The 20,946-nt window shown below is 66.5% G+C and carries 15 protein-coding genes; 3 read left to right on the forward strand and 12 right to left on the reverse strand.

The annotated features are described in order from the left end of the window. Window positions 1-242 precede the first annotated feature (242 nt). From ACP7EY_RS02010 to ACP7EY_RS02020, 3 genes are all read left to right on the forward strand, one after another. Window positions 243-512, forward strand: coding sequence for a GlsB/YeaQ/YmgE family stress response membrane protein (locus ACP7EY_RS02010; protein WP_426116615.1), 270 nt, complete (start codon window positions 243-245; stop codon window positions 510-512). Window positions 513-573: 61 nt separating this feature from the next. Then, window positions 574-1,851 carry a phospholipase D-like domain-containing protein gene (locus tag ACP7EY_RS02015; RefSeq protein ID WP_426189919.1) on the forward strand — a complete coding sequence of 426 codons (1,278 nt, stop codon included), beginning with the start codon at window positions 574-576 and terminating at the stop codon, window positions 1,849-1,851. A gap of 143 nt (window positions 1,852-1,994) precedes the next feature. Further along, entirely contained in the window at window positions 1,995-4,157 is a 2,163-nt protein-coding gene (locus tag ACP7EY_RS02020; protein WP_426189921.1) for a S46 family peptidase, read from the forward strand. Between the two features lie 63 nt (window positions 4,158-4,220). Here the strand turns inward: ACP7EY_RS02020 and ACP7EY_RS02025 are convergent, their stop codons facing one another. The 12 genes from ACP7EY_RS02025 to ACP7EY_RS02080 form a co-directional block, all read right to left on the reverse strand. Continuing rightward, entirely contained in the window at window positions 4,221-4,433 is a 213-nt protein-coding gene (locus tag ACP7EY_RS02025) for a hypothetical protein (RefSeq protein WP_426189923.1), read from the reverse strand. A 188-nt stretch (window positions 4,434-4,621) separates the two neighbouring features. Continuing rightward, window positions 4,622-6,103 carry an amino acid permease gene (locus tag ACP7EY_RS02030; protein WP_426189925.1) on the reverse strand — a complete coding sequence of 494 codons (1,482 nt, stop codon included), beginning with the start codon at window positions 6,101-6,103 and terminating at the stop codon, window positions 4,622-4,624. A 144-nt stretch (window positions 6,104-6,247) separates the two neighbouring features. Further along, window positions 6,248-6,952 (reverse strand): site-2 protease family protein, encoded by a 705-nt coding sequence (locus ACP7EY_RS02035; RefSeq protein WP_426189927.1) that lies wholly within the window; start codon window positions 6,950-6,952, stop codon window positions 6,248-6,250. Continuing rightward, the gene (locus ACP7EY_RS02040; protein WP_426189929.1) at window positions 6,952-7,869 is read right to left on the reverse strand and encodes a DUF2167 domain-containing protein; all 918 of its coding nucleotides are present in this window, start codon (window positions 7,867-7,869) and stop codon (window positions 6,952-6,954) included. Before ACP7EY_RS02040 ends, ACP7EY_RS02035 begins: the two co-directional genes overlap by 1 nt. 107 nt (window positions 7,870-7,976) lie before the next feature. Continuing rightward, window positions 7,977-8,834 (reverse strand): head GIN domain-containing protein, encoded by an 858-nt coding sequence (locus ACP7EY_RS02045; protein ID WP_426189931.1) that lies wholly within the window; start codon window positions 8,832-8,834, stop codon window positions 7,977-7,979. Window positions 8,835-8,954: 120 nt separating this feature from the next. Next, window positions 8,955-10,067: an NADH:flavin oxidoreductase/NADH oxidase gene (locus ACP7EY_RS02050; protein WP_426189933.1), complete on the reverse strand. Its 1,113-nt coding sequence runs from the start codon at window positions 10,065-10,067 to the stop codon at window positions 8,955-8,957. A gap of 59 nt (window positions 10,068-10,126) precedes the next feature. Continuing rightward, window positions 10,127-11,113 carry a succinylglutamate desuccinylase gene (locus tag ACP7EY_RS02055; protein WP_426190044.1) on the reverse strand — a complete coding sequence of 329 codons (987 nt, stop codon included), beginning with the start codon at window positions 11,111-11,113 and terminating at the stop codon, window positions 10,127-10,129. Then, on the reverse strand, window positions 11,113-15,840 hold the full coding sequence (locus ACP7EY_RS02060) for an NAD-glutamate dehydrogenase domain-containing protein (protein WP_426189935.1): 4,728 nt from the start codon (window positions 15,838-15,840) through the stop codon (window positions 11,113-11,115). The genes ACP7EY_RS02055 and ACP7EY_RS02060 overlap by 1 nt, the downstream gene beginning before the upstream one ends. A 170-nt stretch (window positions 15,841-16,010) precedes the next feature. Continuing rightward, on the reverse strand, window positions 16,011-17,354 hold the full coding sequence (gene astB, locus ACP7EY_RS02065) for an N-succinylarginine dihydrolase (RefSeq protein WP_426189937.1): 1,344 nt from the start codon (window positions 17,352-17,354) through the stop codon (window positions 16,011-16,013). 13 nt (window positions 17,355-17,367) lie between these two features. Then, complete coding sequence (gene astD, locus ACP7EY_RS02070) at window positions 17,368-18,864, reverse strand: succinylglutamate-semialdehyde dehydrogenase (RefSeq protein ID WP_426189939.1); 1,497 nt, start codon at window positions 18,862-18,864, stop codon at window positions 17,368-17,370. Continuing rightward, complete coding sequence (astA, locus tag ACP7EY_RS02075) at window positions 18,836-19,897, reverse strand: arginine N-succinyltransferase (RefSeq protein WP_426189941.1); 1,062 nt, start codon at window positions 19,895-19,897, stop codon at window positions 18,836-18,838. The genes astD and astA overlap by 29 nt, the downstream gene beginning before the upstream one ends. A gap of 14 nt (window positions 19,898-19,911) precedes the next feature. Then, a complete protein-coding gene (locus ACP7EY_RS02080) occupies window positions 19,912-20,937 on the reverse strand; it encodes an arginine N-succinyltransferase (protein ID WP_426189943.1) in 1,026 nt (341 codons plus the stop codon). Window positions 20,938-20,946: the final 9 nt, after the last annotated feature.

Here is a 20,946-nt window from a genome sequence, read left to right on the forward strand (position 1 = left end):
TTGCCAGTGGGCCAACATTACCGCTTGAACGCACTTTTCTCTGTTAGATCACGCACCGAGCCGGGCAGATTGTTCCGTCAATCATGGCCAGACCACGCCGCGTTGAACGCAAGCGCGCCGGCGCGGTCAAAAAAGGTGGACGGAAGGTTCGTTGCCGCACCGACCCGGGGTGTCGGCATGAATAGACTTTTTCACAAGGCCGGCACAAAGGGTCTCGGGCACACAACTTTAGGAGAAACACCATGTTATTCATCATCTGGATCGTTGTAGGCGGTATCTTGGGTTGGCTGGCGAGCCTCGTCATGAAAACCGATGCCGAACAAGGCATGATCCTCAACGTCGTCGTCGGCATCATCGGCGCCTTCCTGGGCGGCTGGCTGCTCTCGCCCCTGTTCGGCACGGGCACCATCAATTCCAACGACTTCAGCGTCACCTCGCTGCTGGTATCGTTCCTGGGCGCCGTCATCCTGTTGGCCATCGTCAACTTGTTCCGTCGCGGCCGTACCCGCTAAACAGCGTCGCTCTATTGAACCAACGCCACGGCGTTGGTTTTTTTTCACCTTGAGAATTTCCATGAGAACCAAACCTGTGGTCACTGTTTTAATTACCAGCGCGCTTACCCTGTTCGCGGGTTTCTTGTTTCTCAATCTCGCTCCCGGCGAGAAAAAAGTCGAACAGCAACTGGTGCGCAAATACGATGTCGCCGATCCCCAGTTCCGCCGTTCCATGGACGTCCTGCTGGGACCGGCCATGTTGGATGGCAACAAGGTCGAGGTCTTGCTGAACGGCGACCAGATCTTCCCGTCGATGCTGGGCGCCATCCGCAGCGCGCAAAAAACCATCACCTTCGAGACCTATATCTATTGGTCGGAAACGATCGGCAAGGAATTTGCCGATGCCCTGATCGAGCGCGCCCGGGCCGGTGTCAAGGTCCACGTGATGCTCGACTTTATCGGCTCCATCAAGATGGACGACGACGCCATGATTGCGATGCGCGCGGCCGGCATCGAACTTGAGCGCTATCACAAGCCCGTCTGGTGGAAGCTCACGCGCCTGAACAACCGCACCCACCGCAAGCTGCTGGTGGTCGATGGCAAGGTGGGCTTCACGGGTGGCGTCGGCATCGCCGACAAATGGCGCGGCCAGGGCCAGGACGAAGACCACTGGCGCGACAGCCATTTCCGCGTCGAGGGCCCGGTGGTGGCGCAGATCCAGGCGGTGTTCACCGACAACTGGATCAAGTCGACGGGCGCCGTGCTCGACGGCGTCAACTATTTCCCGCCCCTGCCCGCCGCCGGCACCGAGCCGGCGCAAATGTTCAGCAGTTCGCCCACGGGCGGCAGCGAAAGCATGCACCTGATGTACCTGATGGCGATCACTGCCGCCCGCCACACGATCCGCCTGTCGAACGCCTATTTTGTGCCCGATGCACTGACCGTCAGGGCGCTGGTGGCGGCCCAGCAGCGCGGTGTGAAAGTGCAGATCATCACGCCTGGAAAGATCATCGATTCCGGCGTGGTGCGCGCCGCCTCGCGCGAACAATGGGGCCCCCTGCTGGCGGCCGGCGTGCAGATCGCCGAATACCAACCGACCATGTTCCACGTCAAGGCACTGGTGGTCGACGACCTGCTCGTGTCGGTGGGCTCGACCAATTTCGACAACCGTTCATTCAGCCTCAACGATGAAGCCAATCTGAACGTGCTCGACGCCAAATTTGCCCAGCAGCAGTCGCAGGTCTTCGACGCCGACTGGGCGCGCGCCAAGGTCGTCACCTACGCCGCCTGGGACAAGCGGCCCCTGTCGGCCAAGCTGATGGGCAAGCTGGCCAGCCTGGTGGGATCGCAATTGTGAGGACATATGCATATGTTCAAGGAAACAATTTCGATTGACTAAAATGAAGCGGCTGCGGATACTCTGAGATGCTTCACCGGTGCGCTCGCCGGCCACCCCGGCCGGGCGCCATGTTCCGATTGACCCCTCTGAGACAAAAGCGAATGAAAAAGACCCTCCTGGCGCTCGCCATCCTGAGCACCGCATCGACCGCCTACGCCGATGAAGGCATGTGGATGCCGCAGCAGCTGCCACAAGTAGCCAAGCAACTCAAGGCCGCCGGCCTCAAGCTCGACCCCGCGACCCTGACCAAACTGACCGAATTCCCGATGGGCGCGATTGTCAGCCTGGGCGGCTGCTCGGCCTCCTTCGTCTCGCCCCAGGGCCTGGTGGCGACCAATCACCACTGCGTCTACAACAGCGTGGCCGTGAACTCGACGACGCAAAACGATTTGCTGGCCAACGGTTTCCTGGCCAAGACGCTGGCCGATGAATTGCCCGCCTCGCCTGGCAGCCGGATTTTCGTCACCAAGGACGTCAGCAACGTCAGCACCAAGGTGATCACGCCCGAGGTCGCCAAACTGGCCGGCAAGGTCCGCGTCGATGCCATGGAAAAAAATGAAAAGGCCCTGGTCGCCGCCTGCGAAAAAGATCCGGGACACCGCTGCACCGTGGCCAGCTACTACGGCGGCCTGGAGTTTTACCTGATCAAGCAACTGGAAATTCGCGACGTGCGCCTGGTGCATGCGCCACCGGCCGGCGTGGGCAAATTCGGTGGCGACACCGACAACTGGATGTGGCCGCGCCACACGGGCGATTACGGTTTCTACCGCGCCTACGTCAGCCGCGACGGCAAGGCAGCCGATTTCTCCAAGGACAACGTCCCTTACGTCCCCGTGCATTACCTGAAACTGGCCAAGCAGGGCGTCAAGGAAGGCGATTTCATCATGGTCGCCGGCTACCCGGGCCGCACCAACCGTCACCGCCTGCCGTCGGAAGTGGCGTACACCTTCGACCAGAACTATCCAGCCTTCATCAAGACCTCGGGCGAAACGCTGGCCATCATCGAGCGTGAAACCAAGAACGATCCTGCCGCCAAGCTGAAATACGCAGGCCAGATCGCCGGCGTCAACAATTACTACAAGAACCGCAAGGGCATGCTGACCAGCTACGAAGGCAGCGATTTCCTGGCACGCAAGACGAAAGAGCATGCCGACCTGAAAACCTGGGTCAATGCCAATCCTGCCCGTCAGAAAGAGTACGCCGCCGACATCGACAATGTCGAGAAGCTCATCGCCGAGCGCGACGCCCAGACCATGCGCGACTGGTACCTGTTCTCGTCGTCGCCACGCCTGCTCGGTTCGGCCCGTTCGCTGTACCGCCTGGCCAATGAAATGGCCAAGCCGGACGCCGAGCGCAAGTCCGGCTTCCAGGACCGCGACCTGAGCCGCTTCAAGGCGGGCGTTGCCGGTCTGGACCGCACCTACGACCCGAAAGTCGACAAGGCGCTGGTGATGAACAGCCTGGTGAAATATGCCGCCCAGCCAGCCGCCACGCGCAATGCCAACTTCGACGCCGCCGTCGGCATCAAGGATGGCATGAGCGAAGCGCAATTGTCGGGCCTGCTCGACGCCATGTACGCCAAGACCACGCTGAACGACGCCAAGGTGCGCGCTGAATGGCTGAGCAAGAAGCCGGCCGATTTCCAGGCCAGCAACGACCCGTTCATCAAGGCCGCTGTCGCCATGTATGACGGCGCCTTGAAGCGCGAAGCCGATGACGAAGAATTGTCGGGCAAGATCCAGCAATCCTACGCCAACTACATGAAGGCAAAAATCGCCTACATGAACAGCAAGGGCCAGGCCGTCTATCCAGATGCCAACGGCACCTTGCGCGTGACCTTCGGCAAGATCGCCGGCCGCGACCATGGCGCCGACGGCACCGGTTCGTGGACCGCCTTCACCACCGTCAAGGGTGTGCAGGCCAAGGCCACCGGCGAAGGCGAGTTCAACGCCCCAGCGGCCCAACTGGCGGCCATCAAGGCCAAGGACTTCGGTAACTACGTCGATGCAAAACTGAAGACCGTGCCCGTGAACTACCTGGCCACGCTCGACATCACCGGCGGCAATTCCGGTTCTGCCGCGCTCAACGCCAAGGGCGAATTCATCGGCCTGGCCTTCGACGGCACGCTCGACTCCATCATTTCCGACTGGGACTTTAACAAGGCCAACACCCGCGACATCCAGGTGGACGTCCGTTACATCCTGTGGAACATGAAGCATGTCGACCATGCCGACAATCTGCTCAAGGAAATGGGCGCCGAATAAGCGTTCCGTCCATAAAAAAACCGCGCTGCTGGCGCGGTTTTTTTTCGCCCTGCTGGAAGGGCCTCAGCGTCGCAGTTGCTGATCCGATGCCCCCAGCACGCGCAGGGCCAGCGCCGCGGGCACGCGCCGGGCAATCAGGAAGGCGTGGGCGGCGCGACGGCCGAATGCCCGCCGCAGGGTTTGCGCCTGATAAATGATCTTGGCGGTGGCGTGATCCTGCCGGTGGGCCCGGGCAGGCAGCGCTTGCAGCGCGCCGCAGGTGCTTCCGTCGGGCATCTCAGTAGCGTGCCGGCGACGGCATCGAGGGGCAGCGCGAGGGCGCGCCGCAGGTCAGTGAAAAGCGTGGCATGGCAAGATCCAGTGATAAATGAAATCAACAATGGATGCTAGGCGTCAACTGCTTCCCGCTCTGTGCGATGGCACACTTTATCGATTACAGTTGGTCCATGTGTTCATGAAACCCATCAAGCGGCCTGCACTGCCAGGCCATTCAGCTTCGAATTGCGCACGCCGTACACCAGGTAGGTGAGCACGGCAACGCTCATCCACACGCCGAAGGTGACGTAGGTAATCATCGACAGCCCCCACACCAGGTACAGGCAGGCGGCAATCGACAGCCCCGGCACCAGGTAGGGGCCAAATGGCACCCGGAAGCCCCGGGTGGCGCTGGCGCCTTCCTTGGCGCGCAGCACCGGCACGGCGATCGAGACGACGATGAAGGCCGTCAGGGTGCCAATACTGACCATGTCCCACAAGTAGGTGGAGTCGACCAGGCCGGCGACGATGCCCACGATCAGGCAGACGATGACGGTATTGCCCACCGGCGCCAGGGTGCGCGGATGGACTTTCTGGAACGTTTGCGGAATCAGGCCGTCGCGGCTGATGGCGTACAGGATGCGGGTCTGGCCGTAGATCGTCACCAGGGTCACGCTGAAGACGGAAATGACGGCGCCGCCCGAGAGCACGATGGCGGGCCAGGTTTTACCGGTGACGTTCTGCAGAATCACCGCCAGGCCCGCCTCTTGCCCCTCAAACATGTGGGCCGGCTGGGCGCCCATGGCGGCCACCGCCACCAGCATGTAAAACACGGTGACGATGCCCAGCGCCGCCAGGATCGCCACCGGCACGTTGCGGGTGGGGTCGCGCACTTCTTCGCCGGCGGTGGCCACCGTGTCGAGGCCGATGAACGAGAAGAACACGGTGGCCGCCGCCGCCGTGACGCCGGCCATGCCGCCGGGGCTCTTGGCCGAGGCTTCGAAAAAGAAGGGATGGAAATTGTCGATATTAAAACCGGAAAAGGCGATGACGACGAAAAACAGCAAGATGGCCAATTTGATCAGCACCATCACGGCATTCGCGGTGGCCGATTCGCGGGTGCCGCGCAGCAGCAAAAAGCCGCACAGGATCACCAGCAGGATGGGCGGCAAATTGACATGCCCTGCGTGCACTTCGAGCCCATTGGCGCCGGAGACGAACATGGGTGAGCGCAGCGCTTCGGGAATCTGCCAGTGGAAGGCGTTGCCGAGAAAATTGTTCAAATACCCGGACCAGCCGATCGCGGTGGCGCTGGCGGCCAGGCCGTATTCGAGCAGCAGGCAAAAGGCCATGATGAAGGCGGCAAATTCGCCCACGGTGGCGTAGGCGAAGGAATACGAGGAGCCCGCCGCCGGGATGCGAAACGACAGCTCGGCGTAGCACAGGGCGGTCAGGCCGGCCGTCAGCGCGGCCAGCAGGAAAGACAAGATGACCGACGGGCCCGCTTTCGGCACCGCCTCGACCATGGTAAAAAAGATGCCGGTGCCGATGGTGGCGCCCACGCCGATCATGGTCAGCGGAAACAGGCCGATGCTGCGACCGAGGCGGACGGTGCTGCCGTCGCCGTGCTCGGCCGGGGCGGCCATGGTCGGTTTGGTACGGATCAGTTTCTGGCCCAGAGTCAGCTTCACGAATAGTCCTTTGGTCACGCGGTGGAGGTCAGGCACACGCGTGGCGGCGCGCCAAAACGTTGTGATTATAGGGCCATATCGCTTCCTGATTGACATCTTTTGCGGACCCTGCGCGGGCCCCAAAGGGCCGCTGGTCCGCTGTGTTTACGCGTCCAGCATTTCGTGAATGCTAAAACTCATCAGCGCCAGGAACACCACCAGCCCCAGGTACATCACGCCATAATTGATGCGCGTCTCGCGCGCCGTCGCGTAATACGCCGGCGGCAGGTCGGGATTGCCCTGCAGGGCCAGTTTCAGCTGGGGATAGGCGAGCAGGCCGATCAGGATCAGCATGGGGCTGGGGCGGTAAAAAAACAGCGCCGCCAGCAGGGGCACGCCCAGCAGCCACACCTTGGGCGAAATGATGGCCGTGATGCGCCCGCCATCGAGGGGCGACAGGGGGATCAGGTTGATCAAATTGAGCATGCAGCCCGAATAGGCCAGCGCCAGCAGCAGGCGGCTGCCGTTCTCGCGCGCCAGGAAGTAGCAGGCCAGCGCGGCGGCGGTGCCCGCCAGCGGTCCGGCAAAGCCGATGTACGCTTCCGTTTCCACATCGTGCGGCTGGTCCTTCAGGGCGATCCAGGCGCCGACAAAAGGAATGAAGGTGGGCGCGCCCACGTCCAGGCCGCGCTGGCGCGCCGCCACATAATGCCCCAGTTCGTGCACCAGGATCAGCAGCACGAAGCCGACCGCGTAGGGCCAGCCGAACACCCAGGCATACACGGCCATCGAGATGAGCATGGTGCCGCCCGTGGTGAGCAGCTTGCCCAGTTTGCCGGCCGAGAGCAGCAGCACCAGCAGTTTGCCCATCAACGGTCCTGGTCCGGTTTTTCCAGCGACACGGGGGGCGGCGCGGCCGCTTTGCCCTTGAAGCGCTGGAACACGGAGGCGCCCAGCGCGGCCACGGCGACGAAAATGATTTTCTTGAAGGCCAGCAGCAGCGCGAACAACTTGCCGAACATCCCCAGCTTGGCCGCCACCCCGCCCGCCACCAGCGCCGCCAGGCCGTACTCGGCGACCTTGTCGGTCTTGCTGTCGAAATCGGCGTAACGATTACCGGCGGTAAATTCCGTAAAGCCCGTCACCGTCCGCATGTCTTGCTTGATCTGGCTGATCTGGCCCGCATCGGCGACGGCGTTGAGCACCAGCACGCCCTCACGCCCCAGCACGCGCACATTGTAATTGAGCGTGTCGTGCGCCGAATCGTCGAAACGGATCTGCTTGGCCCAGTACATCTTGTGGCTGGCCTTGTCATAGCTGGGGCGTTCGGCCCACCCCTGCAGGCGCATGCCCGCGTAGCCTTGCTTCTTGCGCTCGGCATTGCCGTCGTCGATCGACGCCTGCATGTCCTTGAGCAGGCTGTCGTAATTGATGCTGTCGGCGTCGTCGTCCTTGATGTGGCCATCCTTGTCGTAAGTCACCACCACCGCCCAGCCGCCCTCGCTCAGTACACCAGGCGCGGCCGGCACAATCATCCCCAGCGTGCTGGCGTCGGGCGGATTGCCCCACATTGCCAACAGCCGCGAGGCATCGGCCGGCGGCAGGTAGCGGAAACTGGCCGGTAACTGCAAGGTGGCAATTTTGCCGGGCAAGGCAATCGTCCCTTCCTGAAAATGCAGCGACGCCAGGAACGCGTCCTTGTCCATGGCCGGCGCCGCAGCCTCCTGCGCCCGCGCCATCGCCACACAGAAAAGCGCACCCACCACGAGCGCCAGCAACTTGTTCATGCATGTCTCCAGTCGAAAAAAGGGCCGGACAGGCCGGCCTCAATATTCCAATGAAGAAAGTTACAAGTCAATCAATGATTTGTTATTAGCATTGTTTTGCAACACACTCAGTTCAGCACGGTGACGTTTTTGCCCGATACCTGGCGCTGGGCCGGGTTGCCGTAGACGGTGATATGGCCCGAGCCGCTGGTCTGCGCCAGCACGCTGCGCTTGACGGTGGCGCTGATGCTGCCCGAGCCACTGGTGATCAGGTCGGCCTGCTCGCTCGTCACGCCGGTCAGGTCGGCGCTGCCCGAGCCGCTGGTGCGGGCGTTGAGGGCGGTGACGGTGCCGCTGGCCTGCACCGAGCCGGAGCCGCTCACCCGCAGCGACAGTTCGCTGCCGCGCAGGGGACCGAGGCCGGTGCGACCGGAGCCGGACTGCTCGACGCGGGCGGTGCCCATGCGCAGGCCATGGGCGTTGACCTGGCCGGAGCCGCTGTGCCGCAGGTCCAGGCTGGCGACCTGCCCGGTCAGGGTGGTGCTGCCCGAGCCGCTCTTGGCAAAGTCCAGCGCCTCGCCGTTGAAATCATTGACGGTCAGGCGCCCGGAACCGCTGGCGCGCAGCAGCACGAGCGAAGGCGTGGTGTAGGTCACGCGCAGGTTGTTCGACGAGCGCACATCGCCGTCGACCCACACGCGCAGCACCCCGCCCGAGACTTCGCTGCGAATGAGCGGCAGCAGGTTGCTGTCGGCGTCGATCGCCAGCGTGGTGGCCGGCCCCACCCGCACCGTCACGTCGAGCGGGCCGCTCACCTCGAGGCCGCTCACCGTGCCCACCTGGCGCACATCATGCGCCAGCGTGCCGTTGCCCGCCACCGCGTTGCTGCTGAAGACGGAGCGGACCTGGACGTCGTCCGTGCCGGTGACGATGACGGCGCAGCCGGACAGGGCAGCGATGCAGGCGATGGTGATCAGTGAGCGCATGGGGTTCCTTGTGTTGGTGGTGGTGGTGCTGGTGGGGCGCCAGTGTTCCCACTTTAGCAACAACAGCACAGGCGCAACGGGGGACTGCGACAGACTGCGCAAAAGCGGGCACGAACTGCGCTAGCGCTGCCCCAGCCGGGTGTCGCCGAACAACTCCTTGTACTGGCGCGGCTGCGAGCGCCAGTACTGGGGCGGCGCCGTCACCTGGGCGCCCAGTTCGGCCGCCGCATGCCACGGCCAGCGGGGATCGAACAGCATCGCGCGCGCCAGCGCCACCATGTCGGCCTGGCCGGTGGCGACGATCTGCTCGGCCTGCACCGCTTCGGTGATCATGCCCACGCCGATCACCGGCATCGACGTTTCGCGCTTGATGCAGGCGGCGAAGCCGATCTGGTAGCCGGGACCGGCGGGGATCTGCTGCAGGGGCGAGAGGCCGCCGCTCGAGACGTGCATGAACTGGCAGCCCAGCTTTTCCAGCGCCTGCGTGTAGGCCACGCTTTGCTCGACGTCCCAGCCGCCATCGACCCAGTCGTGGGCGGAAATGCGCACCCCCACCACCATCGACGCCGGCACCGCCGCGCGCACCGCCTCGAACACTTGTAAGGGGAAGCGCATGCGGTTCTCCAGCGTGCCGCCGTACTGGTCGTCGCGCCGGTTCGACAGGGGCGAAAGGAACTGGTGCAGCAGGTAGCCGTGCGCCGAGTGGATTTCGATGGCGTCGAAACCGAGTGCGTGGCTGCGCCGCGCGGCGCTGGCAAAGCCGTCGATGATGCGCGCCATGCCGGCCTCGTCGAGCGCCGTCGGCACCGTCTCGCCGGCCCCGTGCGGCAGGGCCGATGGCGCCACCGTCTGCCAGCCGCCCGCGCCGGGTGCCAGGTTGGCGCCGCCCTCCCAGGGCACGGCGGACGAGGCTTTGCGGCCCGCATGACCGAGCTGGATGGCCAGCTTGATGGGGGCGTACTGGCGAATGGCGCGCACGACCGGCGCCAGCGCATCGGCGTGCGCCTCGGACCACAGTCCCAGGTCGGCGGGCGAAATGCGCCCTTCCGGCACCACCGCCGTCGCTTCCAGGATCAGCAGCGCCGCGCCCGACAGCGCCAGGTGGCCCAGGTGGATCATGTGCCAGTCGGTGGCCAGGCCCTCATCGGCCGAGTACTGGCACATCGGCGCGATGGCGATGCGGTTGGCAAGCTGCAGGGGGCCTAGCGAGATGGGGGAAAAAAGTTGGGACACGGTCGCTCCTGGGGTCATCGATGCCCCAGTCTACCGGAGTGCGGGCAGCAGCAGCGCCGTCAGGCGGTGCGCACCACCATCAGGCCGGCGCGCAAGCCCACCCGCACGTCCGGATTGGGAAACACCACGCGCTCCGGCTGCGCGCCGACGTGCCAGCGGGTGTCGCCATCGGTGGCGATCAGCGCGCCCGCCTCCAGGGCCGTGAAATTTTCCGTCTCGCGCCCGAACGCCATACTGAACGCGTCGCTGCGCTTGACGATTTCCTGCGCCACCGTGAACACGTGCGGGTGAACCGCCGCTGCTGCCGGCAAGCCGCGCAGCAAGCCGTCGAGCGCGGCGGCGACATCGGCAAACAGGGACAGGTCGTTCTCGCCCAGCACGCCGACCCGGCCCAGTTCGACCGTGCTGGCGCGCGCGCCGTGGTGCTCGGCCGTGTAATAACTGTAGGTGCCGGCCGACTGCGGATTGAGGATGACGGCGCCGATGCCGGCCTGGCCCAGCCAGTGCAGCAGCTGCGCCTTCGGCCCGTCGGCGAGCAGCTCGGGCACCACCGCGAAGGTGGGATAGACCGACGGCCGGATCGCCGTGTGCAGGTCGAGGTGCCAGCGCTGCGGCCCGGCGCCGGCAAAGAACGCCGTGGTGGCGGCGCTCAGGACGTCGGCGCGCGCCGCTTCGGCCATCGTCGCCAGCGCGCCCCGCTGGGCGCGGAACATCCGGTTCAGGTCGGCGTCGATGAAGCGCCGGCCCTGGGCAATGGCGTCGATATTGCCGACGCAGACCATCAGGTCCACCGCCAGGCTGGCCGGCGCCAGCCGGTCGAGCACCTGCGCCAGCATCTCGATCGGCCCCGTCTCGTCGCCATGCACGCCGACCGACACCAGCACCGACGGCCGCGCCGCCAGGCCGGGCGCGGCCAGCGTGATGATGCCGGGCGCCGGCTGGGCCACCGTGAAGCCGGCCTCGCCGAAGCGCTGTGCCAGCGCGGAAAAATCGGCCGCGGCCAGCTGTTGCACCGCCGCGCTCAGGGTGGGCGCGCCGGCAGCCATCAGGCCGCCGCGGCGGTGGTCGCTTCGGACAAGGCCCACACGTCGAGCATGGCTTGTTCGAGGTCGGCCGGCATCGCATAGCCGGACAGGCCCATGGTGCCGGTGACGGCGCCGACCGCGTCGAGCGCATCGAGCGCCTGCGCGCCGCCGTTCGACCTGGCCAGCACCTGCATCAACAGGCGCTGCTGGGTGCGGCGCAAGGCTTGCATGGCGTAGTTGCGCAGCTGTTCCTGCGACTTGCTCGTTGGCGTGAGCTTGAGGCCCCGTTCGAGCGTGTCGATGCCGGCCTTGCCGCGCAATGCCATGCCCACCTGCAGGAACTGGGCCAGGTTCATGCCGGCCGGGCGCGGTACCGAGACGGCGGCGAACAGGAACGTCGCCACCGCTTCGAGGGCGTCGACCGCCTTCCAGGCGCGCGCGAACGGCGCCGGCAGGTCGGCCAGGGCGGCGCCATCGGCCGCATGGGCCAGCACCGGGGTCAATTGGTCGAGCATGCCGTCAGCGAACAAACCGGTCAATTCGGCCATGCCGCCGGCCGGCGCGGCGCCGTGCTCGGTGGCGGCGACCGACAAGGCCCCTTCCAGCACCGACTTGAACAGCACGCGGGTGCGCACATCGACCTCGATCGAGACCTCGCGCGGCACCGTCAGCGCGTCGGCGTCGAGGGCGCCAAACACGGGGGCGAGATTGAGCGCGGCCCAGGCCTGGCCCCAGGCCACCACCACCGCGGTGTCGGCGATGGCGTGTTCATCGGCCAGCGCGCCGATCATCAGGGGACCGCAGCGGTTGACCGACTCGTTGGCCAGCACGGTGGCCAGGATGGCGTTGGCCAGCGGGTGCGCCAGCGCGCGGCGGGTGGCCACCAGCTGGGCCGGGAAGTACGGCTTCAAGACCGTCTCGGCCCACGCCATCTCGGTCAGCGGCAGCAGTGCCAGCAGGCGCTTGAAGCGGTTCTTGACGTTGGCGATGACGACCGCCAGCTCCGGCGCCGTCAGACCCAGCCCGGCCGCCTTGCGGCGCGCCAGTTCGGCATCGCTGGGCAGTTGCTCGAGTTCGCGCGACAGCGCGCCTTCGCGTTCCAGGCTGGTGATCAGGGCGGCGTAGCCGTCCACCACCGATGGCTCGAACTGGGCCTGCACTTCGCGCACCAGCAGGTGGGTCTGCAGCTCGTTGTCGCGCAGGACCAGGCGCTCGATCTCGCCCGTCATTTCGTTGAGGATGCGGTTGCGGTCCGCTTCCGTCAGCGCGCCCGCGTTCACTTCCGTGTCGAGCCAGATCTTGACGTTCACTTCGTGGTCGGAGCAATCGACACCGGCCGAGTTGTCGATGGCGTCGGTGAAGATGCGACCGCCCGCCAGGGCGAACTCGATGCGGCCGTTCTGCGTCGCGCCCAGGTTGCCCCCTTCGGACACCACCTTGCAGCGCAGGGCGTTGCCGTCGACCCGGATATGGTCGTTGGCGCGGTCTTTGACCTGCGCGTGGGTCTCGGTGGAGGCCTTGATGTAGGTGCCGATGCCGCCGTTATAGAACAGGTCGACGGGCGCCAGCAGGATGCGGTGCATCAGCTCTTCGGGCGCGAGCGACAGCTCGGCGATGTCGAGCGCGGCGCGGATCTGCGGCGACAGCTCGATGCTGCGGGCACTGCGCGGGTAGACCCCGCCGCCGGCCGAGATCAGCGACTTGTCGTAGTCTTCCCACGACGAGCGCGGCAGCGCGAACATGCGCTCGCGTTCGGCGAACGAGACGGCGACATCGGGGGTCGGGTCGAGGAAGATATGACGGTGATCGAACGCCGCCAGCACTTTGAGTTGGCGCGACAGCAGCACGCCGTTGCCGAACACGTCGCCCGACATGTCGCCCACGCCCACCATGGTGATCGGCTGGGTGTTCATGTCGTGGCCCATCTCGTAGAAATGGCGCTTGACGGCCTCGAAGGCGCCCTTGGCGGTGATGCCCATTTTCTTGTGGTCGTAGCCGTTCGAGCCGCCCGAGGCAAACGCGTCGCCCAGCCAGAAGCCGCGCTGCACGGCGATGCTGTTGGCGATGTCGGAGAAGGTCGCGGTGCCCTTGTCGGCCGCCACCACCAGGTACGGATCGTCCTGGTCGAAGCGCACCGTGTCGAGCGGCGGCACGATGGCGCCGCGCACGCGGTTGTCCGTCACTTCCAGCAGCGAGGCGATGAACAGGCGATACACCGCTTCGCCTTCGGCTGCGATGGTTTCACGCACGGCGTCTTTCGGCATCTGCTTGCAGACGAAGCCGCCTTTCGAGCCAGCCGGCACGATGACGGCATTCTTGACCATCTGCGCCTTGACCAGGCCCAGCACTTCGGTGCGGTAGTCTTCCATCCGGTCCGACCAGCGCAGGCCGCCGCGGGCGACCGGGCCGCCGCGCAGGTGCACGCCCTCGAAGCGGCGCGAGAACACGTAGATTTCGCGGAACGGGCGCGGCTCCGGAACCAGCGCCAGCGCGCTGGTGTCGAACTTGAAGATGATCTTGTCGCCTTGCTGGCTGTTCTGGAAATAATTGGTGCGCACGGTGGCCAGCACCAGGTCGACCAGGGCGGCCAGGATTTCCTCGGTGTCGGCGTGGTTGACGGTGGCCAGCTTCGATTTGAGGTCCGTCAGCGCGGTGCCGGCGGCATCGCGGGCGGCGCCGTCGCGGGCCGGATCGAAGCGCTGCAGGAACAGGTCGACGAGCTGCTTGACCAGCACCGGCTGGCTGCGCAGGATCTCGGCCATGTAGCGGGTGGTGAACTTGCTGCCGGTCTGGCGCCAGTAGCTGATGTAGGCGCGCACGAGCTGCACTTCGCGCATCGACAGGCCGCCCTCGACGGTCAGGCCGTTCAGGCGGCCGTCTTCGGCGTTGTCGTTGAACAGCGCAGCGAACAGTTCTTCGGCGACGGCGGTGATGCCCGGCTTGGCCAGCTTGGCGGCGCTGTCGGCGTCGACGACCAGGCTGGTGACGAAATGGCGCGCGCCGTCGGCCAGGGTGATGCCGAAGGTTTGCTCGCGGTCGATGGCGACGCCGGCGTTTTGCAGGGCCGGCAGGATGCGCGAGAGCGACGGCACCGAGCCCGTCGAATACAGCCGCACCGAGGCGGCGTCGCCGGCGTCGGCTTCAACCCGCACCGACACGTGGCCGCTCTGGCCGTTGTGCAGCAGGGCGCCCAGGTCGCGGAAGGCCACCGCCGGCGGCGTGTTGGCGACGTAGTTCACCGGCAGCGCGGCGCACAGCTTGCGCAGGTTGCCGCGCAGCGGCATGTCGTCGAGCTTGTCGGTGAGGGCGGCGAAGGTGTCGTGCCAGCCATCGAGCACCGACAGCAGCGGACGCTGGATATCGGTTTCCAGGTCGAGTGGATTGCGCGCCGCTTCGGCGATCAGGTAGACCCGTGCCAGCGGACCGTCGGCCACCAGGGTCTGCACGCGCACGTCGCGCGCGCCAGAGCTGTCCTTCAAGGCGTTGGCGAGGGCGGCGGCGACGGCGGCGCTGTAGCGCTCGCGCGGCAGGTACACCAGCACGTTCAGGTGGCGCGCATAAACGTCGCGGCGGGCGAACACGCGGGCGCGCGGCTGCTTGTAGAGCGACACGACCGAGCTGCACACTTGCGCCAGCCATTCCGGATCGGCTTCGATCGCTTCCGTACGCGGCAGCGATTCGAGGATCTCGAGGAATTTCTCGGCGCGGAAGCCTTCCTGGCGCACGCCGGCCAGGCTCAGTACCTTGGCCACGCGGCCACGCGCATACGGCAGGCGCGCCAGCGGCGTCGACGTGGCCGCGCGGGTGAACAGGCCGACAAAACAATGCTCGCCGAGGATGTTGCCGTTGGCGTCGGTGTCGCGCACGCCGATGAAATCGAGCGGCTGGTCGCGGTGCAGCGTGCCTTCGACGTCGGCCTTGACGATCGACAGGGTGTCGGCGCGGCCGGACAGGGTCACCAGGTCGCCGGGGATATTGGCCAGGCAGGTGCCGTAGACGGGATGGCTGGTGTCTTGCAGTACGCCGATGCGGCTGGGGATATCGCGTTCGAGTTCGCGCACGCCCGGCTTGACGACGTAATAGGCGTAACCGAAGGGCTCGAAGCCTTCATTTTTCGCCCACTCGAGAAAGGCCGCCACTTCCTGGCCGTCGGCGCCATGGCTGGCCGCCTGGGCGGCCACCGCGGTCAGGCGGTCGCCCATGGCGACGGCGTCGCGGCGCACCACGGCGGCATCGCGCGCGACCATGTGAATGCGCGCGACCAGCGCGGCCAGGTCGTCGGCATTCAATTCTTCGGCCAACAGGCACAGCACGTAGGACTCGAGCGGCGCACCGGCGGCGCCCACTTCAAGGACCACGCCGGCCGCATCGCGCTTGACGGGCAGCACGGCGTTCATCACGGCGGCGACGGCGGCGCGCTGGCGGCGCAGCGCCATCACGATCGAGTCGACCAGGTAGGGCATGTCGTCGTTGAGCACCAGCAGGGCGGTGGCCATGCCGCCGCGGCCGTCGGCGTAGCGCAGCTGCTCGACTTCGCAGCCGGGCGCTTCGCGGCGGGCGGCCTGCGTAAAGCCGTCCCACAACACGGGCGCCAGGCTCGCCGGCGAGGTGCCGGCCAGGTCTTCCTCGTCGAGCGAGGTGGTCCAGGCGCCGATCAGGGCGGCGACCTGGCTGCCGGCGGCGGCAGGCTGGTTGGCCGAAACGGTGGCGAGGGTCTGCGTGCGCAGGTCGTGGGGTGCTTGTGTCATGGTACGTCTCCAATACGAGGTCAGTGCGTCGCGGCCGTGGCGGCTCGTGGCGTGGCGGTAGCGATTGTCAAGGGGACCGGGGTGACCGGTCGTCAATACAGCATCTTTCAGGTGCCGCCATTAGAACAGCTAATGGCAGGCGAATCAAACAGTGCGGGGCCGGCGGCCGCTCAATCGAAGCGGTACAGGCCGGGCAAGCCGAGGATGCGCTCGAGCGCTTCGGCGGCGGCGGCGCATTCGCGCGCCAGCTGCGGGTCGGCCAGGTCGGCCGGCGCCAGGCGGTCGCGATAGAACCGCTCGACCCAGTCCACCAGGCGCGCATACAGTTCTTCCGTCATCAGCACGCCCTTGTGCATGGCGCGCGCCTCGGTGTCGGTCAAGGCCACCCGCAGGCGCAGACAGGCCGGTCCGCCGCCGTTGCGCATCGACTGGCGCAGGTCGAATTCGATCAGCTCGTCGATCGGGCCGGCGGCGCCCGTCAGGCCGTCCAGGTAACGGGCGACGGCGGCATTCTCGCGGCACTCGTGGGGAATCACCAGCGCCATGGCGCCGTCAGGTTTGGTAAGCAGCTGGCTGTTGAACAGGTAGCTGGCCACCGCGTCGGCCACCGGCACGTCGGCGCTGGCCACCCGCAGCGGCACCAGCGCCGCCTCGACCGTCTCGAGCGCGGCGCCCAGCGCCGCCAGCGTGCCCGCCTCGTCGGCGAAGGCCTGCTCGTGGTAGAACAGCACGTTGCCGTTGCCGACGGCGATGACGTCGTTGTGAAACACGCCCTGGTCGATCACGTCCGGGTTCTGCGCGGCGAACACGGTGCGGCGCGCATCGAGGCCGTGCAGGCGGGCCACCGCCTGCGATGCTTCGAGCGTCTGGCGCGCGGGGTAGCGGCGCGGCGCCGGCGCGGCCGGATCGAATTCGACGCGGCCATAAACAAACAGTTCGACGCCGGCGGCGCCGTGGCTGTTGCCCAGCCGGGTGTGATTGGCCGCGCCTTCGTCGCCGAACGCGGGGGTCGACGGCAGCGCGTCGTGGACGGAGAAATGGGCGGCATCGCCGAAGATGGCGCGCAGGCTGCGGGCCGACTGGCGGTGTTCGTGGGCGCGGTGCAGCTTGTTGTTCAGGTTGGCGGCGGTGAAGTGCACGCGGCCATCGGCGCTGTCGGCCGACGGGCTGACAGTGGCGGCGTTGGCGGTCCACATGGGCGCGGCCGAATAGGCGCAGGCCAGGATCACGGGGGCGGCCTTGCAGGCCGCGGCGAGCACGTCGGCGTCGCTGCCGCCAAAGCCGATCGCGCGCAGCATGGGGAAATCGGGGCGCAGTTGCGGCGGCATCACGGCCTGGGCGAAGCCGCGCGCGGCCAGCGTGCGCATCTTGGCCAGGCCCTGCAGCGCGGCCTGTTTCGGGTTCGACGCGCTCTTGACGTTGCTGAACGAGGCGACGTTACCGAACGACAGGCCGGCGTAGTTGTGCGACGGCCCGACCAGGCCGTCGAAGTTGAATTCGCGTGCGATTGTCATGGAGAGTTTCCGCTTACAGGTGCAGGCCGGGCGCGAGCTTGGCCGGCAGTTCGAGTTCGCTCGTTTCGATCGAGGCGACCGGGTAGGCGCAGTAATCGGCGGCGTAATACGCGCTGGGGCGGTGGTTGCCCGACTTGCCGACGCCGCCGAACGGCGCCGAACTGGCCGCGCCCGTGGTAGGCCGGTTCCAGTTGATGATGCCGGCGCGCGCATGGGTGGCAAAGCGCTCCCACAGCGCCTGGTCGTTCGACAGCAGGGCGGCGGCCAGGCCGAATTCGGTGGCGTTGGCGACGGCGATGGCGGTACCGAAATCGGCCACGCGGATCACTTGCAGCAAGGGACCGAACCACTCTTCGTCGGCAATGCCGACGGCGTTGCTGACGTCGACAATGCCGGCCGTGACGAAGCCGGCGGCGGGGTCGGGCTGGCGCATCTGCAGCAGCGTCAGGCCGCCGCGGGCGACCATGTCGGCCTGGGCGGCGACCAGCGTGGCAGCCACCTTGCTCGACACGACCGGCCCCATGAACGGCTGCGGCTCGGCGTTCGAGGCGCCCACCGTCAGCGTCGAGGCCACTTGCACCAGGCGGGCGACGAAGGCGTCGCCGGCGGGGCTGTCCTGCACGATCAGGCGGCGCGCGCAGGTGCAGCGCTGGCCGGCCGAAATAAACGCCGACATGATGGCGTGGTGGACGGCGGCGTCGAGGTCCTTGACATCCCACACCACCAGCGGATTGTTGCCGCCCATTTCCAGCGCCAGCATCTTGCCGGGCTGGCCGCCGAACTGCTTGTGCAGGGCCACGCCGGTCTGGCAGCTGCCCGTGAACAGCACGCCATCGAGGCCGCCCTGCTGGCCCAGCGCAATGCCGGTGTCGCGGCCGCCGTTGACCAGGTTGACGACGCCGGCAGGCACGCCCGCGCGCTCCCACAACTGGACCGTGATGATGGCGGTGCGGGGCGCGTATTCGCTGGGCTTGAACACCACGGTGTTACCGGCGATCAGGGCGGGGACGATGTGACCGTTGGGCAGGTGGCCGGGGAAGTTATACGGACCGAACACGCCGAACACGCCGTGCGGCCGGTGGCGCAGCACGGCCGTGCCGTCGGCGACCTTGGCGGCGGTGGCGCCGGTGCGGGCGCCGTAGGCCTGGATCGAAATGTCGACCTTGTTGGCCATGGTCGCCACTTCCGTGCGCGCTTCCCACAGCGGTTTGCCGACTTCTTCGGCAATGGTGGCGGCGAGCAGTTCGGCGTGCTCCTTGAGCAGGTCGCGAAAGCGTCCGCAGACGGCGATGCGCGCGTCGAGCGGGGTGTCGGCCCAGGCGGCGAAGGCGGCCCTGGCCGCGTCCACCGCGCGGCCCACGTCGGCCGCATCCGAGGCCTGGCTCGACCAGCTCTGCGCGCCCGTCGACGGGTCGATGGTGACGATGGCGGCGCCGCTGCCGGCCTGCCAGTGGCCGCCGATGAAGTTGCTGTGCTGGGGACTAATCGTTATTGCGTCGGGCTGGGACATGGGGATTTTTCCTTGCGTTAAGTGGCAGCGTGCGCAACTGCTCGCCCGCCGTGACGCCCAGCAGGGCCAGTTCGGCGCCGTCCAGGCCAATGGCCCCGCCGTCCGGCGCGCTGGCGCTGACGATCATCCGAAAATTTTTCATGTCGGTGTTCGACACCAGGGTGGGCTGCGCGCCAGCGACGGGCGCGCCGTCGGCCAGCAGCGCCGTCGTCAGTTCGCTCTGGCGCACCGAGCGCAGTTCCGACACGCGGCCCTGCAGCACCGGGCCGGCGTCGAAAATATCGACATAGCCTTCGAAGTGCATGCCTTCCTGTTCGAGCATCTTGCGCGCCGGCTGGGTATTGCGGTGCACCTTGCCGATGACGGCCTGGGCCGACTCGGGCAGGTAGTCGACGTACAGGGGCTGGCGCGGCATCAGCTCGGCGATGAACGATTTCTTGCCCAGCGCGGTGAGCTCGTCGACATGGTCGAAATCCATCTTGAAGAAGTGCCGGCCCAGTCCCTCGTAAAACGGCGAGCTGCCGTCGTCGGCCTGGTAGCCGCGCATCTCCGCAATCAGCTTTTCGGTGAACACGTGGGGGAACTGGGCGATGAACAAGAAGCGGCTTTTCGAGAGCCACTTGCCGTTGTGGCCAAAGCGGTAGTCGGGATGCAGGAACAGCGAGCACAGTTCGGTCGAGCCGGTCAGGTCATTCGACAGGTACAGCGTTTCCATGCGGGTGAAGATGTCGAGTTCGCGGCTCGAGTGCACCAGCGTGCCGATGCGGTAGTTATAGAACGGCTCGTTCAGGCCGACCGCGCTCTTGATGGCGCACACGCCGGCCATGCGGCCGCTGTCGGTGTCTTCCATGACGAACATGTAGTCGCGCTTTTCCGGCGCGATGGTTTCGGCGAACGAGGCGACCGCCACCTCGACCCGGTCGCCCAGCATGGTGCGGTCGGGCTTGAGGGTGGTCATGCCGCTGCCGACCTGGCTGGCCATGTCGAGCAGGGCGTCGAGGTCGTTCAACTGGATGGCGCGTACGACTAGCATGGCAGCTCCTGGCACTAAAGGCGAACGCAGATGACGCTGTCGCCGGGGGCGACCAGCAGGGCGGCGCGGGCCGCCGGCGGCAGCTTGATGGTGTCGCCCGCCTCGATCGGTGCACAGGTGACGGTGATGGCGCGAAAGCGCTGCTCGTCGCTGGCGGCGATGGCATAGGTGACGCCGCCGGCGTCGCTGGCGGGAGCGTCGGCGACGCGCCGCACGACCGCGGCGCCAAAAGTGCGCAAGGCGTTTTTATGGGCCTGCAGGATGGGACCGCCGTCGAAGATGTCGATGTAGTCGTCCGCTTCAAAACCTTCTTGCGTGAGCAGCTGGAAGGCCAGTTCGCCGTCCGGATGAATCTGCCCCATCACCGCCTGGGCGTCGCCCGGCAGCAGCGGCACGTAGACGGGATAATGGGGCATCAGCTCGACGATCAGGGTGCGGTTGCGGGCGCCGCCGATGACCCGTTCGGCGTCGAGAAAATCCATCTTGAAAAACTTGCGGCCCAGCGCGTCCCAGAACGGCGAGTTGCCGGCGTCGTCCGTCAGGCCCGCCAGCGGCACAAAAAAGCGGTCGCCGAAGCGGTGCGGCGCCAGCACGGCAAACAGCAGGCGCGCACGCGAGAGCAGGGCCGCCTCGTTGGCCGCGCCCTGCCGCTCGCGCACATGAAACCCGGACAGCTGTGAGTAACCGGTCAGCTCCGAGCACAGCGTGAGCGCGTGCACGCTGTGGCTGATGTTGAGGTCGCGCGAGACCTGCTGGATGACGTCGTTGCGGAACGAAAAATAGGTGCCGTTCGAGCCGGCCGACGCGTGGATGGCGGCGCTGCCGGCGATCTCGCCGGTGGCCGCGTTTTCCAGCACGAACAGGTAGGACTCTTCGCTGGGCAGGTCGACCTGGGCGGCGAACGAGGCGATCGAGCGGGCCACCGAGGCGGCGATTTTTTCGCGCGTGCGGGGCACCGTGTGCACCCCGGGCGAACTGATCGCCGCCAGCGTTTCGAGGGCGGCGATATCGCGCAGTTCAGCGGGGCGGACAAGGTGCATGGGCGCTCC

It is taken from the genome of Massilia sp. DWR3-1-1 (assembly GCF_049898325.1).
GTDB lineage: Bacteria > Pseudomonadota > Gammaproteobacteria > Burkholderiales > Burkholderiaceae_D > JAFCUW01.

Excerpts from the sequence above, each read along its gene's own strand:
- ACP7EY_RS02010 (WP_426116615.1), top strand. The coding sequence starts at position 243 with ATGTTATTCATCATCTGGATCGTTGTAGGCGGTATCTTGGGTTGGCTG.
- ACP7EY_RS02015 (WP_426189919.1), top strand. The coding sequence starts at position 574 with ATGAGAACCAAACCTGTGGTCACTGTTTTAATTACCAGCGCGCTTACC.
- ACP7EY_RS02020 (WP_426189921.1), top strand. The coding sequence starts at position 1,995 with ATGAAAAAGACCCTCCTGGCGCTCGCCATCCTGAGCACCGCATCGACC.
- ACP7EY_RS02025 (WP_426189923.1), bottom strand. The coding sequence starts at position 4,433 with ATGCCCGACGGAAGCACCTGCGGCGCGCTGCAAGCGCTGCCTGCCCGG.
- ACP7EY_RS02035 (WP_426189927.1), bottom strand. The coding sequence starts at position 6,952 with ATGGGCAAACTGCTGGTGCTGCTGCTCTCGGCCGGCAAACTGGGCAAG.
- ACP7EY_RS02040 (WP_426189929.1), bottom strand. The coding sequence starts at position 7,869 with ATGAACAAGTTGCTGGCGCTCGTGGTGGGTGCGCTTTTCTGTGTGGCG.
- ACP7EY_RS02045 (WP_426189931.1), bottom strand. The coding sequence starts at position 8,834 with ATGCGCTCACTGATCACCATCGCCTGCATCGCTGCCCTGTCCGGCTGC.
- ACP7EY_RS02055 (WP_426190044.1), bottom strand. The coding sequence starts at position 11,113 with ATGGCTGCCGGCGCGCCCACCCTGAGCGCGGCGGTGCAACAGCTGGCC.
- ACP7EY_RS02060 (WP_426189935.1), bottom strand. The coding sequence starts at position 15,840 with ATGACACAAGCACCCCACGACCTGCGCACGCAGACCCTCGCCACCGTT.
- astB (WP_426189937.1), bottom strand. The coding sequence starts at position 17,354 with ATGACAATCGCACGCGAATTCAACTTCGACGGCCTGGTCGGGCCGTCG.
- astD (WP_426189939.1), bottom strand. The coding sequence starts at position 18,864 with ATGTCCCAGCCCGACGCAATAACGATTAGTCCCCAGCACAGCAACTTC.
- astA (WP_426189941.1), bottom strand. The coding sequence starts at position 19,897 with ATGCTAGTCGTACGCGCCATCCAGTTGAACGACCTCGACGCCCTGCTC.
- ACP7EY_RS02080 (WP_426189943.1), bottom strand. The coding sequence starts at position 20,937 with ATGCACCTTGTCCGCCCCGCTGAACTGCGCGATATCGCCGCCCTCGAA.